The 19,161-nt window shown below is 51.9% G+C and carries 19 protein-coding genes and 1 pseudogene; 13 read left to right on the forward strand and 7 right to left on the reverse strand.

The genetic code is table 11. The features are described from left to right. Window positions 1-225 precede the first annotated feature (225 nt). Entirely contained in the window at window positions 226-1,248 is a 1,023-nt protein-coding gene (locus tag ACM5QY_RS25375; protein ID WP_416123390.1) for a LacI family DNA-binding transcriptional regulator, read from the reverse strand. A gap of 430 nt (window positions 1,249-1,678) precedes the next feature. Between ACM5QY_RS25375 and ACM5QY_RS25380 the strand changes: the two genes are divergently transcribed. The 6 genes from ACM5QY_RS25380 (at window position 1,679) to chbG (ending at window position 6,970) form a co-directional block, all read left to right on the forward strand. Then, entirely contained in the window at window positions 1,679-1,999 is a 321-nt protein-coding gene (locus tag ACM5QY_RS25380) for a PTS sugar transporter subunit IIB (RefSeq protein WP_416123391.1), read from the forward strand. Between the two features lie 123 nt (window positions 2,000-2,122). Further along, window positions 2,123-3,481, forward strand: a complete 1,359-nt coding sequence (gene chbC / locus ACM5QY_RS25385; protein ID WP_416123392.1) for a PTS N,N'-diacetylchitobiose transporter subunit IIC — start codon at window positions 2,123-2,125, stop codon at window positions 3,479-3,481. Between the two features lie 63 nt (window positions 3,482-3,544). Next, the gene (gene chbA / locus ACM5QY_RS25390; RefSeq protein ID WP_416123393.1) at window positions 3,545-3,892 is read left to right on the forward strand and encodes a PTS N,N'-diacetylchitobiose transporter subunit IIA; all 348 of its coding nucleotides are present in this window, start codon (window positions 3,545-3,547) and stop codon (window positions 3,890-3,892) included. A 14-nt stretch (window positions 3,893-3,906) separates the two neighbouring features. After that, window positions 3,907-4,743 (forward strand): transcriptional regulator ChbR, encoded by an 837-nt coding sequence (chbR, locus tag ACM5QY_RS25395; RefSeq protein ID WP_416123394.1) that lies wholly within the window; start codon window positions 3,907-3,909, stop codon window positions 4,741-4,743. A gap of 75 nt (window positions 4,744-4,818) precedes the next feature. Further along, complete coding sequence (locus ACM5QY_RS25400) at window positions 4,819-6,162, forward strand: 6-phospho-beta-glucosidase (RefSeq protein ID WP_416123395.1); 1,344 nt, start codon at window positions 4,819-4,821, stop codon at window positions 6,160-6,162. 46 nt (window positions 6,163-6,208) lie between these two features. Then, window positions 6,209-6,970: a chitin disaccharide deacetylase gene (gene chbG, locus ACM5QY_RS25405; protein WP_416123396.1), complete on the forward strand. Its 762-nt coding sequence runs from the start codon at window positions 6,209-6,211 to the stop codon at window positions 6,968-6,970. 63 nt (window positions 6,971-7,033) lie between these two features. Here chbG and ACM5QY_RS25410 read toward each other — a convergent pair whose 3' ends face one another. The 3 genes from ACM5QY_RS25410 to ACM5QY_RS25420 form a co-directional block, all read right to left on the reverse strand. After that, window positions 7,034-7,393, reverse strand: a complete 360-nt coding sequence (locus ACM5QY_RS25410; RefSeq protein WP_416123397.1) for a type II toxin-antitoxin system HicB family antitoxin — start codon at window positions 7,391-7,393, stop codon at window positions 7,034-7,036. Beyond that, window positions 7,393-7,668 carry a type II toxin-antitoxin system HicA family toxin gene (locus tag ACM5QY_RS25415; RefSeq protein ID WP_416123436.1) on the reverse strand — a complete coding sequence of 92 codons (276 nt, stop codon included), beginning with the start codon at window positions 7,666-7,668 and terminating at the stop codon, window positions 7,393-7,395. Before ACM5QY_RS25415 ends, ACM5QY_RS25410 begins: the two co-directional genes overlap by 1 nt. A gap of 468 nt (window positions 7,669-8,136) precedes the next feature. Further along, entirely contained in the window at window positions 8,137-9,057 is a 921-nt protein-coding gene (locus ACM5QY_RS25420; RefSeq protein WP_195812990.1) for a LysR family transcriptional regulator, read from the reverse strand. Between the two features lie 119 nt (window positions 9,058-9,176). Between ACM5QY_RS25420 and ACM5QY_RS25425 the strand changes: the two genes are divergently transcribed. The 6 genes from ACM5QY_RS25425 to ACM5QY_RS25450 all read left to right on the forward strand — a co-directional run bounded on the left by ACM5QY_RS25425 (window position 9,177) and on the right by ACM5QY_RS25450 (window position 15,249). After that, entirely contained in the window at window positions 9,177-10,148 is a 972-nt protein-coding gene (locus ACM5QY_RS25425) for a transporter substrate-binding domain-containing protein (RefSeq protein WP_416123398.1), read from the forward strand. 80 nt (window positions 10,149-10,228) lie between these two features. Next, the gene (hilA, locus tag ACM5QY_RS25430) at window positions 10,229-11,122 is read left to right on the forward strand and encodes an L-isoleucine 3(1)-dioxygenase (RefSeq protein ID WP_416123399.1); all 894 of its coding nucleotides are present in this window, start codon (window positions 10,229-10,231) and stop codon (window positions 11,120-11,122) included. 62 nt (window positions 11,123-11,184) lie between these two features. Beyond that, the gene (gene hilB, locus ACM5QY_RS25435) at window positions 11,185-11,916 is read left to right on the forward strand and encodes a 3(1)-hydroxy-L-isoleucine 4-dioxygenase HilB (protein WP_416123400.1); all 732 of its coding nucleotides are present in this window, start codon (window positions 11,185-11,187) and stop codon (window positions 11,914-11,916) included. Further along, entirely contained in the window at window positions 11,913-12,644 is a 732-nt protein-coding gene (locus tag ACM5QY_RS25440) for an SDR family NAD(P)-dependent oxidoreductase (RefSeq protein WP_416123401.1), read from the forward strand. The genes hilB and ACM5QY_RS25440 overlap by 4 nt, the downstream gene beginning before the upstream one ends. 47 nt (window positions 12,645-12,691) lie before the next feature. After that, window positions 12,692-13,948: an ATP-grasp domain-containing protein gene (locus ACM5QY_RS25445; protein WP_416123402.1), complete on the forward strand. Its 1,257-nt coding sequence runs from the start codon at window positions 12,692-12,694 to the stop codon at window positions 13,946-13,948. A 62-nt stretch (window positions 13,949-14,010) separates the two neighbouring features. Then, entirely contained in the window at window positions 14,011-15,249 is a 1,239-nt protein-coding gene (locus ACM5QY_RS25450; RefSeq protein ID WP_416122976.1) for an MFS transporter, read from the forward strand. Window positions 15,250-15,308: 59 nt separating this feature from the next. Here ACM5QY_RS25450 and ACM5QY_RS25455 read toward each other — a convergent pair whose 3' ends face one another. The 3 genes and pseudogenes from ACM5QY_RS25455 to ACM5QY_RS25465 form a co-directional block, all read right to left on the reverse strand. Continuing rightward, a complete protein-coding gene (locus ACM5QY_RS25455) occupies window positions 15,309-17,180 on the reverse strand; it encodes an amidohydrolase (RefSeq protein WP_416122977.1) in 1,872 nt (623 codons plus the stop codon). Between the two features lie 14 nt (window positions 17,181-17,194). Continuing rightward, window positions 17,195-17,761 carry an antibiotic biosynthesis monooxygenase gene (locus ACM5QY_RS25460; protein ID WP_416122978.1) on the reverse strand — a complete coding sequence of 189 codons (567 nt, stop codon included), beginning with the start codon at window positions 17,759-17,761 and terminating at the stop codon, window positions 17,195-17,197. Window positions 17,762-17,875: 114 nt separating this feature from the next. Next, a pseudogene (locus ACM5QY_RS25465) lies at window positions 17,876-18,296 on the reverse strand (winged helix-turn-helix transcriptional regulator). 110 nt (window positions 18,297-18,406) lie between these two features. On the opposite strand from ACM5QY_RS25465, the gene ACM5QY_RS25470 reads away from it, so the two are divergent. After that, window positions 18,407-19,161 (forward strand): SDR family oxidoreductase (locus ACM5QY_RS25470; RefSeq protein ID WP_416123403.1); only part of this gene is annotated, 755 nt, incomplete at its 3' end.

A 19,161-nucleotide genomic window follows, 5' to 3' on the forward strand; every position in this document is an offset into this window, starting at 1 on the left:
GGCAAGTTTTCGCGGCAATAGCTACGGCACCTGAAACATAGTCAGCGAGCGATAGCGCGCAGTTAAAGAGCCGGAGATTCTTAAGAGGCGCGGCGATAGGCGCCTCTTAAGGCCAGTTTGGGTGGCAACCCAAGGTCTTGGCCGAAGTGATAACCGCAATTGAAAAACCGAAACTTACGCCAAGCTGCTGCTTCAAAGCTGTTCGGGCGGCGAGCCCAAAAACAATCAGGCTGATTCCCTGATCACCAACCTGTACCCTGTATCCAAAATCGGTTCCTCAACCACAATCCCTTCAATTCTGTCCGCCAGCATACTGGCCGCTTTGATCCCAAGATCCCATTTCTCTACGCTGACTGTCGTGATCGACGGCCGGTTATGGGCCGCGAAATTCAAATCGGCAAAACCCATCACCGAGAAATCGTCGGGCACGCGCAGCCCTTGTGCTTCCGCTTCCATGATTACGCCCTGCGCCAGCGTATCGGAACTGCAAATGATCGCATCGAAACGTTCACCACCGGAGAGCATCTCTTTCAGCGCGGCGCGTCCGACTTCCATATTGGCAGGCAGTGACACCATCATTTCGCGGATTTCTGTGCCGGGTTGTGAACGCAATACGGAGATCGCGCCATTCTTGCGCACCACGGCGCGTCTGTCCGAAGCACAGATAAAACCAAAACGCGTGAAGCCTTTCTCAAGGAAGTATTCGCCAATCGCATTGCCCACTTTTTCGTGTGAGAAGCCGATCAGCATATCAATCGGCGTCGGGGTTAAATCCCAGATTTCCACCACCGGAATATTGGCGTTGAGGATGATTCTTTTCAGGTCTGAGGAGTGATGAATACCGGTCAGAACGATACCGTCCGGACGGCGCGAGAGCAGGGTGGCGACAATCTCAGTTTCCGCTTCCGGCTCGTAGCCGACAATGCACAGCAACATATGGTAGCCACGTGCCGCCAGTTGATCGCTGATCGCCTGAACGGTATCGACAAACATGTTGTTGTTAATCTGCGGCACGACCACGGCGATCAGCTTCGTGCGGCTGGTCGCCAGCCCGCCGGCCAGCATATTAGGGATATATCCGGTGGCGCTGACGGCTTCCATCACCCTGGCGATCGTCGCGGGGCGCACAACCTTAGGGTTATTCAGCGCCCGGCTGACCGTCATCGGTGAAAGACCGGCTTCTCTGGCAACATCTTCAAGCGTGGCCGTACGGGAACGACCTGTGTGATTCTTTATTATATTATTCAAAGCATTGCTCACTGGTTTGCAAGTTCAAACTACGAATGTTTGCGCAATCATTACCAGTTTCTCACAAGAAAATGAGGGGCGGTAGACCTGAAGTGTTAAAACGCTGTTATCAGACAGATATCGAATTGACGTGGAAAATTCTTAATCTATTCTTCTGTTTCCCCGCAGCCGTTTGCATGGCCTCTGCAAACGGGAACCTTATTTATTTTCGCGAATTATTTCCCCAAAACGTGAAGGGAGTCATGGGCGATGGTCAAGGAGAGACAATTTCTATAAGTTCGGAATTATCCCTGCCCGAAGTGATGCCGTATACTTCCCTCAAGCAGAAGCAATTAACACACTCTTTTTATCTGCTGAAGTTAAGTCATGACAGATAAAGAAGGATCCGTTGTCAGACCTGCACTCTATATGGGATACGAGGGTTTTCATTATGGAAAAGAAAGTCATTTATTTATTTTGTTCCGCCGGAATGTCCACTTCTCTGCTGGTGACTAAAATGAAGGTTCAGGCCGAGAAATACGAAGTGCCTGTCATTATTGAAGCATTTCCCGAAACCCTGGCCGCTGAAAAAGGCAGTGCAGCGGATGTGATCCTTCTCGGGCCGCAAATTGGTTACATGCTGGAAGAAATCAAAAAAGTATTACCGGGCAAGCCGGTTGAAGTGATCGATTCTGCCCTTTACGGCAAAATTGATGGATTAGGTGTATTGAAAGCAGCGGTTGCTGCGATCAAAAAAGCAGCAGCTCAGTAAGTTTTAACTTTTGCGTCAATTTTAAATTAGCAGTGATTAGCATTTTTAAGTCAAAGAGAACTCCAGTCAAAGAGCGAATTTCATACCCTTGCCGCCGGAAGGCGGCATTAAAGGAAAATGCCAATGAGCAAAGCCATTGATTCACTTGAAAAGATACTTCTCCCGTTTGCGGTAAAAATAGGTAAGCAACCCCACATTAATGCCATCAAAAATGGCTTCATCAAATTAATGCCGCTGACCCTGGCTGGCGCCATGTTCGTTTTAATTAATAACGTATTCCTGAACTTTGGTGCCGGTTCCTTCTTTTATTCCTTAGGTGTACGTTTAGACCCGTCAACCATTGAAACGCTGGCCGGTTTAAAAACCATCGGGATTAACGTTTATAACGGTACGCTCGGAATAATGTCCCTGATGGCGCCGTTCTTTATCGGCATGGCGTTAGCCGAAGAGCGAAAAGTCGATTCACTTTCTGCGGGTTTATTAGCCGTCGCCGCATTTATGACGGTCACACCTTATAGCGTCGGTGAAGCCTATGCCGTTGGCGCAAACTGGTTAGGCGGCGCGAATATTATTTCGGGGATGGTTATCGGGCTGGTCGTCGCTGAAATGTTCGCATTTGTTATCCGCCGGAACTGGGTGATTACGCTGCCCGCCAGTGTACCGACTTCGGTCGCGCGTTCGTTCTCTGCGTTAATTCCGGGCTTTATTATTCTGTTTATTTTCGGGGTAATTTCCTGGTTACTCGGATTATATGGCCACAACTTCCACCAGATTATTATGGATTCCATTTCTAAACCTCTGGCGTCAATGGGAAGCGTGGTGGGCTGGGCATATGTGATTTTCAACTCACTGCTGTGGTTCTTTGGTGTGCACGGTTCTCTGGCGCTGACCGCGCTCGACAACGGCATCATGACCCCGTGGGCGCTGGAAAACATCGCGCTTTATACCGAATACGGTTCTGTGAGTGCGGCGATTGAAGCGGGTAAAACCTTCCACTTCTGGGCCAAGCCGATGCTCGACTCCTACATTCTGTTAGGCGGTTCCGGCGCAACATTGGGCCTGATTATTGCCATCTTTATTGCGTCACGCCGTGCGGATCACCGTCAGGTGGCGAAACTGGCGCTGCCGTCAGGCATCTTCCAGATTAACGAGCCGATTCTGTTTGGTCTGCCGATTATCATGAACCCGGTCATGTTCATCCCGTTCGTGCTGGTCCAGCCGATTCTGGCAGCCATCACGCTGGCGGCCTACAGCATGGGCATTATTCCTCCGGTCACCAACCTCGCACCCTGGACAATGCCGACCGGGCTGGGGGCGTTCTTCAACAGTAACGGCAGCATTGCGGCGCTGCTGGTCGCCCTGTTCAACCTCGGTGTCGCCACGCTGGTTTACATGCCTTTCGTGATTCTTTCCAACAAGGCACAGGCGATTATTGAAGAAGAAGAAAGCGAAGAAGACATTGCGGCTGCACTGAAATTCTAATCTGACCTGAAGGCGGGGCGAAAATAGCCCCGCCATTCAGCGGACTTTCAAGGAGAGATAAACATGTTTGATTTAGACCATATCGAAGATACCGAAACCGAGTTGCAGGATCTGGAAGAAGTGGTGATGGGGTTAATCATTAACTCGGGGCAGGCACGAAGCCTGGCATACGCCGCACTGAAAAAAGCCAAAGAGGGCGATTTCGAGCAAGCGCGTGCGGTGATGGCGCAGTCAAAAATGGCGCTCAACGAAGCGCATCTGGTGCAGACCAAACTGATTGAAGACGATCAGGGTGAAGGGAAAACCAAAGTCAGCCTGGTGCTGGTTCACGCACAGGATCACCTGATGACATCGATGCTGGCCCGTGAACTGATTGCAGAACTCATTGAGCTTCATGAAAAAATAAAATAACGTAGGGATCCGGGATGCAGCCACAGGTATTGAGCATGGAAATCAAGACAGCGCGCGAAAATCAACTCTTCGACGGTCAAAATTTCCACATGTTCATCTACAACAAAGTAGAGAGTATTTCCGGGCTGCATGAACATGATTACTACGAATTTACTGTGGTGCTGACGGGGCGGTATTACCAGAACGTCAACGGGAAAAGGGTATTGCTTGAACGCGGAGATTTCGTTTTTATTCCTCTGGGTTCTAATCATCAAAGCTTTTATGAATTTGGCGCGACAAGAATATTAAATGTCGGCATCAGCAAAGCATTTTTCGAACAGCATTATCTGGCTCTGTTACCGGCACAATTTATCGCGTCGCAGGTGTATAAAATAAACCCCGAATTTCTGAATTATATTGAGTCCGTCACGGCGTCCCTTAATTTTCGTAACGGCGAATTTAATGAATTTCTGGAGATGGTGACGTTTTATATCGTTAACCGCCTGCGCCACCACCGTGAATCTGAAGTGACGGCGGATATTCCAGGCTGGCTGATGATGGCGGTTGAGAAAATGCATGATAAATCCCGTTTCGGGGACAAAGCCTTATCCAATATGGTGCAGTTATCCGGTAAGTCACAGGAATATCTGACCCGCGCCACGCAGCGCCATTACGGCAAAACGCCGATGCAAATCATCAATGAGATTCGTATTGATTTTGCGAAGAAGCAGCTGGAAATTACAAACTACTCCGTTACTGATATTGCGTTTGAATCCGGCTATAGCAGCCCGAGTATGTTTATAAAGAATTTCAAGAGGCTAACTTCTTTTACGCCAAATCATTACAGGAAGAAATTATTCAGCATTAACTAAATGCCCGTTATTTTTAATGGCTTATTTTAATCGTTTTTGTAATTTACAGTGCATGATTGTTGCACGGGAGCTCCTATGCGTAAAAAACTGAAAGTTGTCACTATTGGTGGCGGAAGCAGTTATACCCCTGAATTACTTGAAGGCTTTATTAAGCGTTACGAAGAGTTGCCGGTTACCGAATTGTGGCTGGTCGATGTTGAAGGCGGAAAAGCCAAACAGGATATTATTTACGATCTGTGCGTGCGCATGGTTGAACGCGCGGGTGTGCCAATTGAAATTCACAAAACGCTGGATCGCCGCGAAGCGCTGGCGGGTGCAGATTTTGTCACCACGCAGCTGCGCGTCGGGCAATTAAAAGCGCGTGAACTGGATGAGCGTATCCCGCTGAGCCACGGTTATCTGGGCCAGGAAACCAACGGCGCAGGCGGGTTATTCAAAGGATTACGCACGATCCCGGTGATTTTTGACATCATCAAAGATGTCGAAGAAATCTGCCCGGATGCCTGGGTGATAAACTTCACCAACCCGGCTGGCATGGTGACAGAAGCGGTATTCCGTCACACCCAATTCAAAAAATTCATCGGCGTCTGCAACATTCCTGTTGGCATGAAAATGTTCATTCAGGACGTGCTGAAGCTGTCAGCCGAAGACGATTTATCGATCGACCTTTTTGGCCTGAACCATATGGTGTTCATCAAAGACGTACTGGTTAACGGTGAATCACGCTTTGCGGAACTGCTCGACGGCGTCGCCTCTGGCACCCTGACGGCCGGTTCGGTGAAAAACATCTTTGATTTACCGTTCAGCGAAGGGCTGATCCGCTCGCTGAACCTGCTGCCATGCTCGTATCTGCTGTATTACTTCAAGCAGAAAGAGATGCTGGCGATTGAAATGGGCGAATTCTACAAGGGCGGCGCGCGCGCAACCGTGGTACAGAAAGTCGAGAAACAACTCTTCGACCTGTACAAAAATCCGGAGCTGAACGTCAAACCGAAAGAGCTGGAATTGCGCGGCGGCGCGTATTACTCCGATGCGGCTTGTGAAGTGATCAGTGCGATTTACAACGACAAACAGACCGAGCAGTACGTCAACTTCCCGCACAACGGCCATATTGATAACATTCCCGCAGACTGGGCGGTGGAAATGACCTGCACGATTGGCCGCGACGGCGCGAAACCGCATCCGCGTGTGACGCACTTTGACGATAAAGTGCTCGGCCTGATCTACACCATCAAAGGCTTTGAAATCGCGGCCAGCGAAGCGGCGCTGAGTGGCAAACTCAACGATGTCCTGCTGGCGCTGAACCTCAGCCCGCTGATTCATTCTGATAAAGATGCTGAAATACTGGCGCGTGAAATGTTGCTCGCCCATGAAGCGCTGCTGCCAAACTTTGCCGAGACCATTGCCGCGCTGAAATAATCCGCCGCCCTCCCGTAAAAAGGAGGGCGCGTTAAAAGGGACGCTTATGGATAAATTACTGATTGTGAATGCCGACGATTTCGGGCTGTGCAAAGCGCAAAACTACGGGATTATCGACGCGTTCACCAATGGCGTCGTAACGTCCACCACGGCGATGATGAATATGCCGACCATCGGGCATGCTGCGGCGCTGAGTGCGGAAAATCCGGGCCTGGCCGTCGGAATGCATTTTGTCCTGACGCTGGGAAAACCGCTTTCGCCGATGCCCGGTCTGGTGCGCGAAAACGGTGAACTGGGAAAATGGATCTGGGAAATGGCGGAGCAGGGCACGCTGCCGCTTGATGAAATTAAGCAGGAGCTGAAAGCCCAGTTTGCGCGGTTTACGGAACTGTTTAGCCGACTTCCTACGCATATAGACAGCCATCATCACGTGCATCTGCTTGCGCCGATTTTTCCGATTGTGGAAGCTTTTGCGAAAGAACAGGGCGTGGCGATACGCATCGACCGCGATGAAATCAGGAAAGGCGAAATTGTCCTGCGCGGTGCGCAAAGCACGCAAGGTTTCGACAGCACTTTCTACGGCGAGGCGATTTCAGAAGCGCTATTTCTGAAAACGCTGGATCAGGCCACCGCGCGCGGCGACGAATCTCTCGAAATCATGTGCCACCCTTCGTTTCTTGATAACACGATCCTGGCGAGCAAATATTGTTATCCGCGACTGGCGGAGCTGGACGTGCTGACGTCTGCATCGCTGAAACAGGCTATTGCAGAACGTGGGTTCAGGTTGGGGACGTTTAAGGATTTATAAACATGAAAAACATAAAGCCCGCTGCTGGCACTATGCTTGCGGCGGGCTTTTTGCTGTGCAGATTTAAACGTGTTTCATGCGTTCGTTAAGCGTTTCAACGATGAACGCGTTAACGGAAACTTCATTCTCAGCGGCTGCCTGATTTAGCCGGTCTCCGAAGGATTCAGGATAGCGCAGGGTGAAGGTTTTAATTTTTTCCTGTTTTGCGTAGGGTTCAACACCGGTTGCACTGCAATCTTCCAGATATTCACGAAGGGAAATTTCACCTTCCTTGTTCAGCCCCTGAATACTGTCAGAAACAAAATCACAATATCCAGATAAGCCCAAAAATTTGCCCCGGAACATACCAAGTTCAGGTACGTAGCTGATAACTGCGGGCTGGCCGCCGATGTTCATTGTGTTGAGCGTTGTAGTTTTGCTCATTATGGATTTACTCCTATGCTTTCCAACCATTCGCGCAGACTGACGACCGCGCCTTTATCTGTATCCGGAGACGGATGTGGGCGGTGAAATCGGGCGATGCTGCCATTAAGCAGGAATCGCACCCGGGAGCCGCTTCCTTCTTTAATTTCGCCACCTAACGATTTGATCAAAGATTCAATATCTGACCATTTGATACCCGAGGATACCGGCGTTTTAGAAATCTGGTCTAGCGTGTTTTTTTGTCTTTTCCTTAACACCGAAACGGATTCTGTCATTTCGTATTTTATGACTTCATTCTGTGAAGTCATTTTCCCTTTGTGATTTTATGAAGTCAAGTTATGAAGTCATATCTTGTATGCCAACATAACGGGGAATTGCTTTTAGCGGAGGGTAACTTGTGGAGAATATTCAGGAATGTTTGCTTGTCGCGCGAAACATTGTGCGCGGATTTTGTTCGATTAAATAGCTGTTGCTATGAAATTAATGCGGGCTTTCTCGAGTTATTGATAAGATTTTTGACCCTCTTTTAGTTTCTTTCCTGCAGGAAAGACCTGCATTTATTTTTTTACAGGTCATTCTCAGTTCAGAAGAGTGGGCGGTCAGGTAAACAGGTGGCTGAGCCATGAATGTTTCGCGGTCTGCATTGGCTGCGTGACGGGCAGTGCCGCAACTCCGCCCAAACCTCCGCTGCTTGTAAGCCCGATCCCCCACCGGGCGTTTTGTCTTTCTGCGACAAATCTCGCCTAAATCCGGCTTTCCGCTTTAATCCATTGCATAAAATCATCGATAAAGACCCGCGTTTTAAGCGGCAGGAGTTTGTTGGGCAGGGTGATCGCGTAGGTGTTGCGCGGGAGCGGGTTTTCCACGCGCCAGTCAGGTAAAACGCGGCGCAGTTTACCGCTGGCGATGTACCGGTTGGCGATAAACGTAGGGATCAGCGCAATGCCGACACCTTGCAGAATGGCGTCAATCATGGCGTCGCTGTTATTGATCATCAGCCTTGGAACCAGCGTCACACTTTCCATGATTTCATTTTGCCAGAAGCGCCATGCGCCGCGAAATTGCCGTTCATCAGGGAAAAAAATGTTGTGTTTGATGAGTCCGGCGGGGAAATCCGGCAGCACTTCGTCGTAATCCGCGGAACACACTAATACGTAATCGATCGGCATCAGGGCGCGGGCCACCATGTTTTCCGGCGGGCTTTCGGTGACCCGCAGCGCCAGGTCATAAGCGTCTTGCGCCAGATTACTGACCCTGTCAGACAATGTCAGCTCGACATTGATCTCGGGGTAACGGCGTAAAAATGCGGGCAGAAACGGTGTGAGCAGAATTTTACCCAGCGTATTCGGCGCGGTAATACGCAAAACACCCTGAGGGGTATCACTGAAACTATCCGCCTGGGAGAAGAGTGCCTGCGTGGCGGATAATACGGCCTGCGCCTGCCGGTAAATCTCGAGCCCGACCTCGGTCGTCGTGACCGATCGCGTGGAGCGGGTAAACAACACCACATTGAGGCGTTTCTCCAGCCTGTCGATCATCCTGCTTACTGACGAGGGGGCCATCGAGGTCTCACGTCCTGCCGAAGAAAAGCTTCCTTTTTCAACCACCTGAATAAAAACGGACAAACTGGGAAGCAGTTCTGCTAACTCACTTGTGTTCTTCACGCATAGCTCTTTTGTTTCTGGGATATCTAGCCAAATTAGCATCAAGCCGTATGATGTTCAACAGAGGCCTCATCGGGTGCAAATCGACCATAATAATCAATTTATTTAACAGGTTAGCTATGCCAAACCAAACGGTAATTGAAATGATCCGCCAGCGCGATGTGCTAAATGTTGGCGTTAGTCTGGGTTTTAAAGGGTTGTCATTTCGTAATTCCATAAAGAATTGCTGGGAAGGGTTCGACATTGATTTAGCCCGGGCTGTCGCGGTGGCGGTCTTTGGCGACGTCGGAAAAATCCATTATATGCCGTTGCAGTCTGGTGACCGTTTCCGGGCGCTGCGTGATGGTGTGATTGATCTGGGTTCGTTCAATTCCAGTATTACTTTCCAGCGTGAGGCGGAATCAGAGGTCACTTTTGTTCATCCGATGCTGTTTGACGGTGAAGTGCTGATGACGCCGGCCAGTAATTTGCTCGAACCGGTTGAACAGGCAAGTTATACCCGCAAGCGCCGGATAGCGGCCATGCGCGGTTCAACAACCGAAGAAAATCTGAAGCGTTATTTTGGAAATTTAAACCTGTACTGCGAAATCAGTCTGTTTGATTCGCCGTCTCAGGCACGCCAGGCTTATCAGCATGGTGAATGCAATATCTACTGTCTCGATTCCTATCTGCTGGCCGGTGAACGCGCTCAGCTGAAGGATAAAGACGCGCACATTATCTTGCAGGATCGTATCTCACTGGAAACCATGTCACCGGCGGTTGCATCGCATGACCCGCAGTGGCTGAAAGCGGTGACCTGGATCATGCGTGCGCTGATTGAAGCGGAAAACCTGCAAATCAGCAGCAAAAATATTCATGAAATGAGTCAGGAGGCGACGGGGTATCTGAAGACCTTCCTGTATCCGTCGGAACAGAATTGCAAGAATCTGGGTCTGCGGCCTGAATTTATTCGCGAGATTATTCTTCAGGTAGGCAACTACGGTGAAATATTCCAGCGCAATCTGGGGAAATACTCAGAACTGAACCAGGCGCGTCGTGATAATAATTTATGGTCGCAGGGCGGGATGTTGTATTCGCCTTTATTTATATAGCCTCTGATTTATATTTATACTTAATTTTATTACGTTATTTTCGCGCGGTTATCCTTTAAATATTCTTTGGCAGGAACATCATGAGTGAACTATTAGCTGAAAAACAGCAAGAGATGATTTTGTCTGGCTCTGTGAAAAAGAATTTCGGTTATTTAGAGACGCAGCCCGATAATGTTGATGCCAGCGTTATCAGAAATATTATTCTGCATGGCCATCATCAGGGCAATGTTTTATATGTTATTCGTAATTTCGCGAATAAACAGATTTGCCAGGATGTGGCTGAAAACTTCAATAAGATGGTGAATCGCAACGGCGGTGGAAACCGTGCGGATGACGGTTTTGTACTGACCAACCAGATTGGCGCCACGCAGTTCTCACGTAATGGCGAACAATATATGGCGGAAGTGAACCGGGTGAATGCCAGCGTCGCCGAACTGATGTCAGTGACAGACACGTATGCCACAGAATCCCTGTTCCTCAACCGCACGCTGGAAGATTTATTCCTCGAGGAAGGCATTCACTTTGGCCCGGCGCGTTATAAAAATACTTACGCCTGTTTTGCCACTTTCCGCCGCTGGCTGGATAACGGTGCCATGTCGCTGATGCCGCATGAAGACCGCGCCCAGCTCAAATTTGCGCTTCAGGATAATTTCGAAATTGCCGATGCAATGACGGTGACTGCTTTCAACGTGTGTCTGGAAGCGGCACAGGGCGGCGGTGAACTGAAAATGTGGAATCTCGACCCGGACGAACACTGCCGCGCCCGTTTTGGTGTGACGGACACCGGTTACCCTTATCCCCCACATCTGCTGCAGGGCGTGGAGTCATTATCCGTTCAACTGAATGCTGGCGATATTTACTTTATGAACGCCTGTCATTTGCACGGTGTGAGCAGTGTAAGTCAGGGAAGCCGTCTTACAGCCGGGCGCTTTATTGGCAGACTCAGTAACAGCAAAGTGGTGTATTGGACCTGACCGGAATGAATTAACAATGACGGATTATACACTCTTCCTTCTGAATTAATAATGAGTCTGATATGGAACATGTTAATCATCTTGCTGCCGAGGGATACGCTTTTATTCCTGGCAGTTATTATCAGGCGTTGCCTGAAGCGAATTACGAAAACAAAGATACTTTTCTTTCTGACCTGGAGCAGTTAAAACTGGCGTACGAGAATCTGACGCTGGATCCTTATTCTCCGGGTAACCGCTGGCGCGGTTATGCGCAATGTCGTCGTAATGCGCAGGGGGAACTTTCTTTTGGTCAATTCACGGCATATAAGCAAACTAAAAAATACAATCCGGATACCGGCGGTATTATTCGCCAATATCCCTTATTGCCGAAAAATATCACCGCTAACCGTCTGATGCAGGCAATTTTGCAAGACGATATCGCTTTGGTGGAAGCCTATGAGCGTATCGGGCCGCTGGATGAACTGACCATCGGCATTCACCTGTTCCGCTACGAGGCGCAGTGCGGTTCACCTGCGTACAGCTCGCCAGTGTGGCTACATAAAGATGATGAGGACGTGGTGTTTGTGCATCTGATCCATGCCTCCGCCAACATGCTGGGTGGCGACAATCTGATCGCGCCGAACCCTAAAAATATTGAGCGGGTGCTGCGTCTGGAGACGTTGTTCGACACGCTGGTGGTGAATCACGACAAATACCATGCCGTGACGCCGGTGGGTTGCCGGAAACCCGGAAAGACTGCTGTGCGTGACATCATTTTGGTCACGTTCCAACGTAATGAAGGAGAGGCGGCATGAGCCTGAACCTGAAAGCTTTTATCACCGGAGCATCCAGTGGCATCGGTCAGTCAATGGTGGCGGCCTATCTCGCCGCCGGTTATGTGGTCGAGGGCATTGACTGCGCCCCGTCCGTTTTCGCTGATGAACCTGACTACTCTCACCACCAGCTGGATATTACCGACTCCGCGCGCCTGGATGGTCTGTTTGAAGCGGCAGAGTACGCCAGCGGTAACAACGTTTTAATCAACTGCGCCGGAACCCGTGAAATCTGCCGCATTGATGAATTATCGCTGTCACTGTGGGAAAAGGTTTTTGCCGTCAACGTGACCGCCAGCTTCGTGGCCGGACGCGCCTTCTGCCAGCAACTGGTTCGGCATAACTTGCCGGGCAATGCCGTCAATATCGCCTCGGTTTCCGGGCTGATGGGCGAGCCGGATCGCACCGCCTACGTCTCGTCAAAACACGCCGTGATCGGCCTGACTAAACAACTGGCGCTGGAATACGGCAAACATCAGATCCGGGTGAATGCCATTGCGCCCGGCGTGATCCGCACGCCGCTGACCGAACCTTATTACGACAACCCGGCCCAGATGGAGAAGATCCAACGCGGTCAATACCTGCCTGTGCTGGGCGAAACCCGGGATGTGGCACACGCGGCGATGTATCTCACCTCTCCCGAGGCGCGATTTGTGACAGGTTCCACACTGGTTATCGACGGCGGCTGGACGATTGGTAAAGAACTTTAATCCGATGGCCGGCATAACGGCCACTCATGACTTGCAGGAGTTTTAACATGAACAACACCTATATTCTGATCCTGGGCGGTGAATTCGCCTTACGTGAACGCGTTCTGGCCGGTGCCCTGCGGGCTTCTGGCGGCATGCGGGTACTCACCATGGCGAAAAACCGCACCACGCCGACAATCAAATTTTTCGACGGCTTTTTGCCGGGCGATGTGGCTGATGCTGAGGCTGTGCTGCGTGCCGTTCAGGCTCATCAGGAGAAAACCGGTGAAAGCCCTGCGGCGGTGATCCCGATGAACGACTTTACCGTTCGCGCCGCCAGCCTGCTGAATGAGTATTACCAGTTGCACGGGAATGACAGTCAGACGATCACTAACTGCCGCGACAAATTTGTCATGAAGCAGATCCTGCAAGCCGCTGGCCTGCCGGTACCTCGCTTCGCTGCGTTTCGAACCCTGAATGAACTCAAGAAACTGATCGCAGAGATCGGTCTGCCGGTGGTGATTAAACCCCGTGAAATGGCGGGCAGCCTGGGTGTGTTAAAAATCAGTCGTGAAGATGAAATCGAAGAAATTTTCGGCAAATGCGTGACCGATGTCATTTCTCTGAACGGGGAATCATTTGCGCCGGAAGATCTCTTCCAGGTCGAGGAATATATCCCGGCATGGCAGGAGGTCAGCGTTGAGGTGATCAATCAGGGCGACTATCACCGGGCGATGGCCGTGACCGACAAATACCTGGGTGAAGAGCCGAATTTTGTGGAAGTGGGCCACAGCATGCCGTCGCTGCACAGTGACAATAAGCAACTGCGTGATATCGCCGAACGCGCCTGTCATGCACTGGGGATCCGCTACGGCGTGGCGCATTTTGAAGCGCGAATCACGCCCGCGGGTGAAATCAAAATCATTGAAGTGGGGGCGCGTACCGGTGGCGATACCATTATGGATCTGGTGGAAAGAACCTACGGTATCAATCCTTATGAACTGCACGTACTCAGCCATCTGAACAAACTTAAACCCCTTCCTGACACCCTGAAACCGCGTGGTCTGAGCGCCGTCGCGTTTATTAAAGCCGACGAAGGCGTGATTGAGAAAGTCACTCTGCCCGCCAGCCTGCCAGACCACGTGGTGAATATGCAGGTCACGGCGAAGCCGCTGGATACGTCGAAAAAGCTGGTGTCGTGGAAAACCCGCGAAGGTTCGGTGGAGTATTTCTGGCCACAGCGTGCAGCGGAACCGGGTTTTGATGAGCATTTAACGATTGCCGATCAGTACGCGCGTTCACTGTTTACGCTTCGTCAGGCTTGATATTAACCGGGCCGCCGTGCCTGTGCCGGTGGCCCCTGAACTCTTTTAAGGATAGTGACGATATGAACAGTGATCGTTTTGGACTAAAACGTTTTGTCTTTTCCCGCTTTGCCGGGTCACTGTGCGATCAGTTTCTGCTGTTTGCCGTTCCGCTGGCGATTTTGAAAGCCACCGGATCGTTGACCTTTTCTTCGCTGGCCTTCGTCATTGAATGGCTGCCGCGTATTCTGTTTTTCCCGCTGTCTGGTTTTCTGGCCGACCGTATCAAACCGCGTTTTATCTTCTTCAACGTAGAAGCAGGGCGCTCGGTGTTGATGGTGGTGGCCTTCCTGACCCTGACTTTTCATCCCAGCGCCACATTCCCGGTACTGGCCGTCATGATGGCGCTGCTGTCTGTCGCTTATGTGCTGAACTTTGTGGCGACTGAGGCGTTGTTACCGCGCCATATTCCGGCAGAGACCTTGCCGAAAGCACATTCAATGTTACAAGGCGTTGATCAGACCACGCAGGTCCTCGGGCCAGCGCTGGCGGTAGCCATTTCTGTTTATGGTGGCGTCGGAGCCATTTTAGCCTGTGCCGCCGTGCTGTTTGCTGTCTCTGCCATCAACTATCTGTTCCTCGAAACGCATGATCTGGTGGTTGCCGAAAAGATGAGTTTCCGCTCAATTGTGGAATCAAACCTTAAGGCGATTCATGTACTTAAGCAGAATAAAATCCTGCTGCATCTGTGTGCGCTGACCTGGGTGGTGAATCTGGTCTACGGGGCGGCGCTGGTGGTGAGTGCGGCGGTGATCCTCAAAGAGTTTCACCTGCCGGAAAGCTATTTTGGCGTATTACAAACTTCCGCCGCGCTGGTCACCATTGTGACGTTTCTCTTTGTGCCGCGCATTGCCAAACGCTTTGGTCTCTCCACGCTCGGGACACTGTCATTTTGCGGGATGATTTTGTCTGGCGCGCTGATGTCGTTGTCAGTCGATTACGCGATGTATCTGGTGGGTTATGCGGTGCTGATGGCCTTTGACGGCGCATTCAGTGTCTATCTGCGCACCTTGCGTAGCCAGATTATTCCGCAGGAGCATCTGGGGAAAACCATGGGACTGATTGGCCTGATGAATATGTGTTCGGTGCCGGTCAGTGGTCTGGCGGTAACGGCGCTGGCGGGCAGCTTTATGCCGTTGCAAATCATCGCCATTATTCTGGTTTTTGCGCTGGCATTAGGATTGGTGCTGATCGTCGTCGGTCGCCGCACCTTTGGCTACCGCAGCTGGCTACCCCCGGTGATTGCGCAGCCGCAGGCTTAACGAGGAGTAACCCCTTACCCGTGATGATGGGTAAGGGGCATGTCAGCTCAATCAACGTATCAGAAAGAGAAGCACGAACATCCCAGCGCGCCCCAGAAGGCGTTGTCGTCGGAGACCGGGACATCGGAACCGCGGGCAATGTCATGACTGTGTTTATGCACGCCGCAAGGGCCTGCGCACTGGTGCGCCTGGCGAACCAACCCGACGCGCGCTGCGCCTTGCGGAGGTGCGGAACGGTAATGCCCCGGCACGGTGGTCACCGGCGACCAGTCCGGCAGAACCGGGATCGCCGGTGGCGAAAGCGGCGAGAATCCGCCCGCGGCGTACACCACTTTGCCGTCTACCACTGTCATCACCGATTCAATCCCTTTGATGCGTTCTTCCGGCACGCTGAAGAAATCTTCAGAAAGCACCGCCAGATCCGCCAGTTGCCCGGCTCTGATTTGGCCTTTTTTGCCCTGCTCGCTGGAGAACCACGCGCTGCCCTGCGTCCACAACATCAGCGCAGTTTCGCGGTCGATTCTTGCGTCGTCATCGTACATCGCCATTCCGCCCACCGTGCGGCCGGAAACCAGCCAGTACAGCGCCGTCCACGGGTTGTAGCTGGCAACGCGGGTGGCATCGGTACCCAGCCCGACCGGTAAACCGGCGGACAACATTTTCGCCACCGGCGGCGTATGTTTGGTGGCTTCGAGACCGTAGCGCTCAGCGAAATATTCCCCCTGGAAGGCCATACGGTGCTGGACCGCAATCCCGCCGCCCAGCGCTTTGACGCGCTCAATATTCCGTTCGGTGATGGTTTCGGCGTGGTCGAAGAACCAGTGCAGACCGTTGAACGGAATATCGCTGTTCACTTTCTCAAACACATCGAGCATACGGCTGATGGATTCGTCATAGGTAGCGTGCAGGCGGAACGGCCAGCGGTGTTCGACCAGATGGCGCACCACGCGCTCCAGCTCCACTTCCGTGCCCGGCGGTAAATCCGGACGCGGTTGCAGGAAATCTTCAAAGTCTGCCGCCGAGAACACTAACATTTCGCCTGCGCCGTTATGACGATAGAAATCCGTACCCTGACCGGGTTTCAGCATGTCGGTCCACAGTTTGAAATCATCCAGCTCATGCTGTGGCCGCTGCGTGAACAGGTTGTAGGCGATGCGGATCGTCAGCTGATTTTTCTGATGAAGTTCATCAATAATCTGATAATCCTCGGGATAATTCTGGAAACCGCCACCTGCGTCGATGGCGCTGGTCAGGCCGAGGCGGTTCAGCTCGCGCATAAACTGGCGCGTGGAGTTCACCTGTTGTTCCAGAGGCAGTTTTGGCCCTTTCGCCAACGTCGAGTACAAAATCATCGCGTTCGGTTTGGCAATCAGCATGCCCGTCGGGTTGCCATTGCTGTCACGCTGAATTTCGCCGCCCGGCGGATTGGGCGTGTCTTTGGTGTAACCGACCACTTTCAGCGCAGCGCGGTTGAGCAGGGCGCGGTCATAGAGATGCAGGATGAAAACCGGCGTATCCGGCGCAGCCTGATTGATTTCATCGAGCGTGGGCATCCGGCGTTCGGCGAACTGAAATTCAGTCCAGCCGCCCACGACGCGAACCCATTGCGGGCTTGGCGTGCGCATGGCCTGCTCTTTGAGCATCCGCAGCGCATCCGCCAGAGAAGGCACGCCTTCCCAGCGTAATTCCAGATTGTAATTCAGACCGCCGCGTATCAGGTGAAGGTGCGAGTCGTTAAGGCCGGGAACTGCCGTGTGACCTTGCAAATCAACCACCTGCGTGCCTGCATCGGCGAACTGCATCACTTCATTTTCTGTGCCGACGGCAAGGAATTTGCCGTCTTTAATGGCCACAGCGTTCGCCAGCGGTTTTTCGCGGTCGACCGTGTGGAATTTACCGTTGGTTAAGATCAGGGAAGCAAAACTCGTCATTGGAAAAGCTCCTGTCATTGCGCGGTTGTGCGCGTCAGCCATGAATGAAAAACTCGGGTAATAACCGGCATCCAGAGGAATACCACCAGCGCAACGACGGACGCGTCATTGAGTAAATGGCCGCCCTCCGTGCCTTTGAGCTGCGGCAAAAAGAGACCCCAAAACCAGGGTACGATGTGCGTCGACGGGTAAATCACCAGCAGGGTCAGCAGATATTGTTTCCAGCGTGCCGGAGGACGAACCGTGGCGCTTGGCGGGGTGAACCAGAATTCGGCGCCGGGGCGCACTTCCGTGCTGTCGCTTTGCAACAGCAGCGGGCTGACTTCGTCCACCAGTTGCTTGCGCAGGTCTGATTTGTGCCAGGCGTTGAGATTTTCCAGCGTGTCGAACCGGACCAGAATGGTATAGGCATCGCCGCTGCGGCTCGGGCGGATAACGTTGACGCCCAGATGCCCCGGAAACGTACTGGCCTGCGGCATGATTTTATTCAGCCAGGCTTCGTATTCTGCTTCACGGGCAGGCGCAACTTTGTGCGTAATGACAAGCGTGACGTGTTGCTTGTGGGTCTGAGACTGGGACATTTACCACCTCACCTGTTGAATATGAAATCATTTATCGAATCAATGAAATGATATTAGTTGGCGAGTTGAATCAATGATAGGTGAGAATTTTGGCCTTCTTGTTAAGTTTTTTTGTTACTCATTTTCCCCGACCACGCGCAGGCTGCGCTGCTTCATGACGCGGTGCAAATTCGATTCCAGCCAGTTCGCCAGCCCGGAAACCTGATCCTTCACCTCAATCCCCAGCGGCGTCAGACTATACTCAACGTGCGGCGGCACGACCGGGAATGAACGGCGGTCAACAAAACCATCTTCTTCTAACGACTGCAACGTCTGCGCCAGCATTTTTCTCACTGACGCCCCCGACTTTCCGGCGCAGTTCGCTAAAACGCAGCGTTTTCGTCGCTCAGGGCCAGCAAAATCAGTAAACCCAGCGGCTGGTAATGTGCCGGAGGATTTCGCGGGACGGACAGTTAGGATCGAGCACTTCGCCCCGACGTATTTGTTCTGTCAGGGGCAGACGCTCTGCCGTTTTATCGGAAGAAATTATTTTCATACTAACCTTTTGGTGCGTACTTACGAAAAGTTAGTATATCGCATAGGATGTTTTCAGAGCCAGCGTCTTTTCAGGCCTCATGTTGAATAAACACTTTTTGGAGAAACAAAATGATTGCAATCACCGGTGCTACCGGCCAGTTAGGCCGCCTCGTTATTGCCGCACTTTTGAAGAAAGTGCCTGCTAATCAAATCGTTGCTGCGGTCCGCAGCCCTGAAAAAGCCAAAGACCTGGCTGATTTGGGTGTGGAAGTGCGTCAGGCGGATTACAGCCAGCCCGCAACACTGGATTCTGCCTTTAAAGGCGTTGAAAAACTGCTGCTGATTTCTTCCAGCGAAGTGGGTCAGCGTGAAGCGCAGCACAATGCGGTGATTGCTGCCGCAAAACGCGCAGGCGTTAAATTGCTGGCCTACACCAGCCTGTTGCACGCAGACAAAAGCCCGCTGGGCCTGGGCGTGGAACACCGCGCGACAGAAAAAGCGCTGAGTGAATCCGGCGTGCCTCATGTTGTGCTGCGTAACGGTTGGTACACCGAAAACTATGCGGCGAGCATCGCACCGGCACTGGCGCACAATGCGTTTATCGGTGCTGTCGGTGAAGGGCGTATTGCTTCGGCCGCGCGTCAGGATTATGCAGAAGCCGCCGCAGCGGTGCTGACCCTCGATAATCAGGCGGGTAAAGTCTACGAACTGGCAGGCGATGAAGCGTATACACTGGCTGAATTCTCCGCCGAAATTGCGCAGCAGTCCGGTAAGAAAGTGGATTACGTCAACCTGCCGGAAGCCGAATTTGCAAAGGCGCTGACCGGCGCGGGTCTCCCGGACTGGCTGGCCACTATGCTGGCTGATTCTGATGCAGGCGCGGC

It is taken from the genome of Rahnella sp. PCH160 (assembly GCF_047784855.1).
GTDB lineage: Bacteria > Pseudomonadota > Gammaproteobacteria > Enterobacterales > Enterobacteriaceae > Rahnella.